The sequence below is a fragment of the Bartonella sp. AC70YNML genome (genome assembly GCF_042196545.1).
Classification (GTDB): domain Bacteria; phylum Pseudomonadota; class Alphaproteobacteria; order Rhizobiales; family Rhizobiaceae; genus Bartonella.
Map to the genome: position 1 here is coordinate 1 of NZ_JBHIQK010000019.1, position 9,064 is coordinate 9,064.

The following is a 9,064-nucleotide window of genomic DNA, read 5'->3' on the forward strand; positions in this document are numbered from 1 at the left end:
AGGCGGCGTTGGCATCAATGCGCAACTGTCTCACAATTTCTCCCTTCATGGTGATGTAAGCTATCAACAAAAGCTTCAGAAAACTGGTATAAGTGGTGCAAGCTTTTCAGGTGGCATACGCTATCAGTTTTAATACAAGGCTATAAAAATAGCCTATTCATTCTATTCAATTTAACAAAAAAGGCAGCACATCGTGTTGCCTTTTTATCTCTCCTCTATTCTTCTCTACTAATACACATCGCCAACATTTCTCTTTGAGAAAATTAGTTAGAAAACTTCAAGACAATAAAATATCGCGCTTTCAACTAGTAAAAATTTCCCTTGAAAAAAACTAAAAGTCGATTGAAAAATCAATGAACGCTATTTCATCGTAACCGTATTAAAGGAAAACATGAAAGCTATGGTATTAGCTTTGTTTATGATGTTGAAAGAGATCTCTATCAGGCTCAAGCATACAGTTTTTTGAAATTTTCTTGCCTACTTCTTTTCTTTAAGCATAAGCAACAAGTTTTATGCAAACATAACACATATCTTGAATAGAAAAACTTATAATACTTATATAATATTAACATAATATATTTATTTTAGAACAAAATGAATTTAAAATATAATTCATTATATATTAAATATATAATTTATTTTATACTTTACATAAAAATAAAAATCGCCTATCACGTTCCATCTCTAAAATACCCATCCATTTGATATCCTTCTTATAAGCGGGGGAAGAGTGTGTGGCACTTATAATTTACTTATAATTTAGGAAATCTTGATGTGTAAAAAGTCCCTTTTATCCTGCACGGCTGTCATAGCTGTCATGCTATTCAACACCCATCTCAATGTATATGCTGAAACTCTTGAAGTTTCCGGCGAGAAAAAAGAAGTATCTAATACAACGTATGAGATGATTAATGCGAAAGACAACGGAGAAATCACTGGCACACATTTAACTGTGGTTGGGAATAAAGACACAGATATTTATGCTGTAACAGCTGACGGTCTTGGCAGTGCGATTACATTCCTGCAAGACACAGCCATTAAAGGAACTGATTTTGACATTCGTCTTGGTCTTAATGCAAAAGATGGTGCTACAATCAAAATGACTGGAGGCATTATTACGGTTTCTGAAATTGGCGCTTTCTTCGAAAACAGTATGAATGATAAAAACAAGCTGGAAGGTGTAACAATATCAAGCGGTAAAGACGACCACTTCATGGACGAGGGAATAAATGCCGACAACAAAAGCAAAGTTACTTTAGAAAACGTAACGGTTACACAAGCAAACACCAGTATATTTGCAAATGATCATTCTGAAATAACGATATTAGGAGGAGCATTTGATGGAGAACTCAAAGGAATATCCGCTACAGGAGGCAGCGCTATTACTTTAACTTATAGCGAATTAGCCGATAACAAAAAAAGCAGTGTTCAAGTTACATCATCCCATGGTGATGGACTTTATGCAAATGGTGAACAATCTACAATCACAATGACTGGTGGAGCAATAACTGGAAGAAGCACAGCATTGCTTGCAGAAAATGGCGGACATATTGACATCTCAGATGTTACTTTAAAAACAGATGGCACCGGAATCGGTGCAATAGCCAATGATGTTAACAGTAAAATTGAATTGCATGGAAATACGGTAATTAATGATGCTGTAATTGGGCTTTATGCAGAAAACAGTGGCACAATCACAATGACAGGAGGAACCATTAAAGCTTTTGAAACTGGCGCATTCTTCAATGAAAGTAAGAGCAAAAAAAACAAGCTAGAAAATGTAACAATTACTTATGCAAACACCAGCATAAGTGATCAAGACAAGCTAGCAAATGCAAAAACATCGGACAATGAATTAGACGCTGGCTGGGAAAGTGAATTAGAAAATGAATTGGTAAATGAAGAGTTTTTATACACAGGAATAACAGCCTTTGCTGGAAGTCAAGTCACTTTAGAAAATGTAACCATTACCCAAGCAGAAACCAGCATATCCGCAGAAGGTCATTCTCAAATAGCGATATTAGGAGGAGAATATAATGGAGAACACGCTGGGCTATACGTTACGGAAGGCAGCATCATTACTTTAGCCAATAGTCAAAAAGGCAGCGTTCAAGTTACATCATCTTATGGCGATGGACTCTATGCAGACGGTTTATTCTCCACAATCACAATGATGGGAGGAATAGTGACTGGGGGGAACAGAGCATTATTGGCAGTGAACGGTGGATATATTAGAGGCGAAAATGTTGTTTTAACAACAACAGATGGTAACGGAAACGGAGCAGCTTCCACAGATCCTTACAGCTTAATTGAATTGTATGGGAAAACAACGATTAATAATGCTTTTATCGGGCTTTATACAGAAAACAGAGGTGTCATCATGATGACGGAAGGAACTGTAACTGGAAAAAGCGCAGCATTATTTGCAAAGAACGGCGGATATATTGATGTCACGGATGTAATACTAACAACAATAGATGGTAACGGATACGGTGCAGCCTCCACTGATCCTAACAGCTTAATTGAATTACATGGGAAAACAACGATTAATAATGCTGTAACTGGCCTTGGCGCAGAAAATAGTGGTACCATCACAATGAAGGGAGGAACTGTAACTGGGACAAGCGCAGCATTGCTTGCAAAAAGTGGTGGACATATTAAGGTTGCAGATGTCACTCTAACAACAATAGGCAACGGATACGGTGCAGCTACCACCGATCCTGATAGCTTGATCGAATTGCAAAGCAAAACAACAATTAATAATGCTTTCATCGGGCTTAATGCAGAAAATAGTGGTACCATCACAATGACGGGAGGAACTGTAACTGCTGCAAACATGGCAGTGCTTGCAAAAAGCGGTGGGCATATTAAGGTTACAGATGTTGCTCTAACAACAAATGGTAACTATGGCGCAGCTACCACCGATCTTGATAGCTTGATCGAATTGCAAGGCAAAACAACAATTAATAATGCTTTCATCGGGCTTAATGCAGAAAATAGTGGGGCAATCACAATGACGGGAGGAACTGTAACTGCTGCAAACATGGCAGTGCTTGCAAAAAGCGGGGGGCATATTAAGGTTACAGATGTTGCTCTAACAACAACAAATGGTAACTATGGCGCAGCTACCACCGATCCTGATAGCTTGATCGAATTGCAAGGCAAAACAACAATTAATAATGCTTTCATCGGGCTTAATGCAGAAAATAGTGGGGCAATCACAATGACGGGAGGAACTGTAACTGCTGCAAACATGGCAGTGCTTGCAAAAAGCGGGGGGCATATTAAGGTTACAGATGTTGCTCTAACAACAACAAATGGTAACTATGGCGCAGCTACCACCGATCCTAACAGCTTGATTGAATTGTATGGGAAGACAACTATTGATAATGCTGTAACCGGACTTGATGCAGAAAATAGTGGCACAATCATAATGACTGGGGGAACAGTAACTGCGAAAACCATGGCATTGTTCGCAATGAATGGTGGACATATTAAGGTCACAGACGTTGCTCTAACAACGATGGATGGTAACGGATACGGTGCAGCTACCAGCAATCCTAACAGCTTAATTGAATTGTATGGAAATACAGCGATTAGCAATACTTTCATCGGGCTTTATGCAGAAAACGGTGGCACGATTAAAATGAATGGAGGGACCGTAGCAGCAAAAGGATCAGCATTTGTTGTAAAAAATAGCGGATATATTGATGTAACAAATGTTTCTGCAACAGCAGAAAACAGTGGCATAACATTTGATAAATCCGAGGACGATAACACCTTAGAAATCAACTTGACAAATACAAAGCTTCGCACTGAAAATAGTATTGGAATTAATGCAGACCAATCAATCGGTATAGCCAATCTCAAAAATTCAGAAATCAGTGCCGATATTTTATTAGCAGCAAAAGCTTCCACTAAAGAAAATAACTTTGCTTTTACACTAAATGCTAATAACTCGGTATTAAAGGGAAGAGCAAAAATTGCAGAAAACAGAACTGTACGCTTTGATTTGGCAAACAAGACAACATGGATATTGAAAACCAGTACAAAAGAAACCGATGATGATGGAAAACTGCTTGCTATTGCTCAAAGGTCACGTTCTGATATTTCTGTGCTCAATCTCAATGATAGTTCTATTGTTTTCAATGGACTGGTAGAAGATCATTATCATACATTGCATGTAGGATCTGGAATACCAACCACTCTAGCAGTCTATAATGCCTCTGGTGAGGCAGAAATTCATTTCAACGCTATATGGAGTGATGGTGTTGCAATAGATGCACAAAAAACCGATAGGCTTCTCATTCACGGTGATGTAGCAGGCACCACAACAGTTTACGTCAAAAGTTCTTCAGGGGATAAAGAGAGTGTAGAAAATGCTTCTGCTCCTTCCAATATAGGTGGACTTTCACTTATTCAAGTTTCTGGAGAAGCAAAAGAAGACTCCTTTAAATTGAAAAATGGCTATACCACCATAGGAGGAACTCCTTATAAATATACGCTGACTGCCTATGGACCAGTATCAAGTTATGGCAAGGCCAATGCTAACCAAAACTTATTCGATGAAAAGGATAAAGATTTCTGGGATTTTCGCTTGCAGTCTGAATTTCTTAACCCCGATTCAAAAGTAAGAGCAGTTGTACCACAAATGGCAAGCTATTTGGTTATGCCAAATGCTTTCTTTTATACTGGATTGGCCGATATGGCCAAGCAAAATGCACTTTTAGCCAATATGAGAACAACAGTCTTGGGAGAGCAGAAAAATCTAAAAAACAGTTTCTTCCTCTCTACCTATGGGGGTAAAGGAACCTTATCCTCGAAACGTGGTCCCCTTAAATATGGTTATGGTGCTGATGTCCGTTATGCTGCTCTCCAAGCCGGTGTCACATTAGCGGTATTAGAAGGACAAAATACCACGACACATTTCGGTCTTGTAGGCACCTATGGGCGGCTATCTTTCACTCCAAAGGATATGGATGATGTCAGTGAGAGCACATTGGATAAATGGTCACTAACAGCTTATGGCAGCGTGCAGCATGACAATGGTTTCTATATAGATACACTGTTATCCTATGGAATTCTAAAAGGAGATATCGGCAATGCTATCATTGGCAAAACCGCAAAGTTGAAAAATGCCAAAATGTTGAGTATCTCCACCACTGTTGGCAAAGAGTTTGCAACCGGAATGGAAGGCTTAACCTTCGAGCCTCAAGCACAACTTGCTTATCAACATTTGATGTTTAATACCATTGAAGATGCTGATAATTTTACCGTTGATATGAAAAATCCTTCTCAATGGTTGATCCGTGTTGGTGGACGTTTAACCAAAACCATTATGACTGCTGAAAATGGTCCTGCCCTTTCCTTCTATGGAAAAGTAAACTTGATCAAAACCTTTGGTGATAATGGAAAAGTACAAATGAGCAAGAATTTTAACCTTGATCCCATGGGAACAGCAATTGAGGGAGGAATTGGTATCAATGCGCGACTATCTCACAACTTCTCTCTTTACGGTGATGTAAGCTATCAACAAAAGCTTCAGAAAACTGGTATAAGTGGTGCAAGCTTTTCAGGTGGCATACGCTATCAGTTTTAATACAAGGCTATAAAAATAGCCTATTCATTCTATTCAATTTAACAAAAAGGGCAGCCACAATATGCTGCCTTTTTTGTACATTAAAGCCATCTTTTTTCCTTTTAAAGCACCCTTCCCTCTTTATACTTAGTTCTTTACGAAAATCACCAAGACAAGACACAACAAATGCAACAGAGCACTTCCATCCCCAGTGGATGAAAAGTACTTCCTACTTTGAGAAAAAGAGAAGTCTATTAGAAATAAATTAATACCACTGTGTTGAAAAATGAAAATCCACTTTAAGCCCAAGTAGATTAGCTTTTTTATAAGCTTCTTCTACATCCTTTTTTGTTCCCTCATAACCCCAATTTGGGTCATATAATAATCCCTACCATCACGTAAAAGATGTCATGGTACCACTATATCAGTATCTCACAATATTTCTCTGAATAATAATATTCAAAATTATAATTCTTTAAATAAAATCAGTTATAAATACATTTTGTATTAGACATAATTAATATCAATTATTTTTTAATTTTGACAAAAAACCAAAAATGTCTTACCAAATAAAGACAATTACTGAAATTAATAACAACTATCCATTTTCACTTCTTCTTATGAAGTTCGCGGGGAAATGAATATTTGGGGGCTCTCATAAGGAGAATACTAGTGTATAAAACATCCCTTTTATCATGCACGGCTGTAGCCGCTATTATCCTATTTAACATCCAGTTCAGTGCACATGCTGAAACCCTCGTAGTTTCTGAGGGAAAACAACAAGAAGTATCCGATAAAACCTACGAAACTATTCACGCAAAAGGCGGTGGCAAAATCATTGGAAAACATTTAACCATTGTTACGAATAAAGATATAAACCAGGGCACAAACGAAACCGTCTATGCTGTAACAGCAGAAGGTGCTGACAGTGCGATTGAGTTACTGGATGGCACAACCATTAAAGGAACTGGTTCTGGTATTTTCTTAGGCCTTGAAGCCAAAGACGGTGCTACACTTCAAATGACTAAAGGAACAATTACATATTCTGGAATGGGGCCCTCCTCATCTGGCATTTTATCTAGCACTGGCGCTTCCTTTTCTGACAGTAAGAGTAAAAAAAACAAGCTGGAAGACGTGGTAATATCGAGTGAAAACGATAACAGTTCACTATCCTTAGGAATAAATGCTAAAAACAGCACAGTAATCTTGAACAATGTAACCGTTACTCAAGCACTAACAGGCATATTTGCAGAGGATCACTCAACAATAACAGTGTCTGGAGGATCATTTCGTGCAAAAAATACAGCAATATCTGCTCAAAATGGCAGCATCATTACTTTAAACAACAATGTTACAGTCGCATCATCTAATGGTACTGGACTCCATGCAGATGGTATAGAATCCAAGATCACAATGAAAGGAGGGGCTGTCATAGGAGGAAGTTTGAATGGACATGAAGGCGCATTACTTACAGAAAATGGTGGACGTATTGAAATTACGGATGTTACTCTAACAACCGATAACTTCGGAAACGGTGCAAATGCCCATGGCTTTGGAAGCATAATTGAATTAAAAGGCAAAACAAGCATTGAAAAAGTTAGAGACGGACTGAGAGCAGAAAAAGGTGGTAAAATCACCAGCGAAGATTTAACAATAACTGCTTATGAAAACCAAGAATACGGCACTTCTGGTATAATAGCCATTGATCCCAATAGTGAAATTCAATTAAAGGGGCATACAACCTTTGAAAAAGTTTCGTACGGTCTTGGAGCCTATAATGGTGGTAAAATTACCAGCGGAGATTTAACAATAGTCGGTGGTAAAGCAATTAATGACAACCCCAATGAAGCACGATCTGGTGTATGGACAGCGGGCTCTGGGAGTGAAATTCAGTTAACGGGCAAAACAACCATTCAAAATTTTGATGAAGGTCTTTATGCAGAGGATGGAAGTAAAATTATTAGCGGAGATTTAACAATAATCGGTGGTGAGTCCGAAGCAGCAACCGTTGGTGTAAACACTTGGGAGGCTGACAGTATAGTTGAATTAAATGGCAAAACAACCATTCAAAATGTTGATGTTGGTCTCGCTATTGGTAAAGATAGCACAATTAAGATGATTAATGGCGCTATTGATGCTAATTCTAAAGGTCTAGATACCCAATCCGACACCCTTCAGAATGGGAAGAAAAATAAAATAGAAGCAAAAAAAGTTGCACTATGGGCGGCATTTAACGGACATATTGATGTCGTGAATACTTCTATGATAGCAGGAGTTGCTGGTTTGCAATTTATAGCTCTCTCTAATCCTGATCTAGATTATCCAGATGTTCCACAAAAACGTAAAAACAGTGAAATCAATCTGACTAATGCAGAGCTTCATGCTGAAAATGGTACTGGAATTTTTGTTGGAGCTTTTACTAACGATAACATTGAAGATATTCCAAGTTTGTCAATCGGTACAGTCAATCTCAAAAATTCAGAAATCCATGCCGACGTATTATTAGGAGATGGTATTTTCGAAAATCCAAAATCTTGGGGAACCGATAATTATTGGAATGATAAAGAGGTTAAAGCGATCTCCAACGGCACCTTCACCTTAAGCACTGATCAGTCTACTCTAGAAGGCAGAGCAAATATTGCTAAAGACAGAAATGTGCACTTTGATTTAAAAAACAATACAACGTGGACGTTGAAAATCAGCAAAAATGAAAAAGATGATGATGGCAATCTGCTTGATATCGCTCAAAGATCTCGTTCTGATGTTTCTGTGCTTAATCTCGATAATAGCTCCATTGTTTTTGAGAAACCAACCGAAGATCATTACCAAACATTGCATATAGGTTCTGGTAAACCAGACACGCAAGAAGTCTACAATGCAACGGGTGATGCAAAGATTTACTTCAATACGGCTTGGAGTGATGGTGCTGCAATAAATGACCAAAAAACCGATAGACTTTTGATCCATGGGGATGTCTCTGGCAACACATCAGTTTATGTCACGGGGCGCTTAGAAGAGAACAATATCGAAGCAAACACCTCTGCTGCTGCCAATGTCCGTGGTCTTTCACTCATTCAAGTTTCTGGAAAAGCAGAAGAAAACTCTTTCAAACTGGTAAATGGTTATACCACAAGAGGTGGCTTACCGGATATGTATACACTACGTGCCTATGGACCAGACTCAAGCCAAGGCAAAGCCGATATTGCACAAAACCTCTTTGATGAAAAGAATGAAAATTTCTGGGATTTCCGTTTGCAACCCGAACTGCTTGGCTCCAATTCTGGTTCAAATCCTGATCCTGAAACAAATATCCCTACCGTTGCCCCTGTACCACAAACAGCAAGCTATTTGGTCATGCCAAATGCTCTCTTCTACAGTGGATTAACCGATATGGCTAAACAAAACGCACTCTTAGCCAATATCAGAACATCTGTCTTAGGAAAAGAAGAGGAAAAACAAACCGGTTTCTTCCTCTATACTTACGGA

The 9,064-nt window shown here is 38.5% G+C and carries 3 protein-coding genes; all 3 read left to right on the top strand.

Going from position 1 to position 9,064, the window contains the following annotated elements:
* Window positions 1-133, top strand: a 133-nt coding sequence (locus ACFIMU_RS08275) for an autotransporter outer membrane beta-barrel domain-containing protein (protein ID WP_375607490.1), incomplete at its 5' end; no start/stop codon positions are given.
* 639 nt (window positions 134-772) lie between these two features.
* The gene (locus ACFIMU_RS08280) at window positions 773-5,599 is read left to right on the top strand and encodes an autotransporter outer membrane beta-barrel domain-containing protein (RefSeq protein WP_375697006.1); all 4,827 of its coding nucleotides are present in this window, start codon (window positions 773-775) and stop codon (window positions 5,597-5,599) included.
* A 651-nt stretch (window positions 5,600-6,250) separates the two neighbouring features.
* On the top strand, window positions 6,251-9,064 hold a 2,814-nt coding region (locus ACFIMU_RS08285), incomplete at its 3' end, for an autotransporter outer membrane beta-barrel domain-containing protein (protein WP_375697007.1).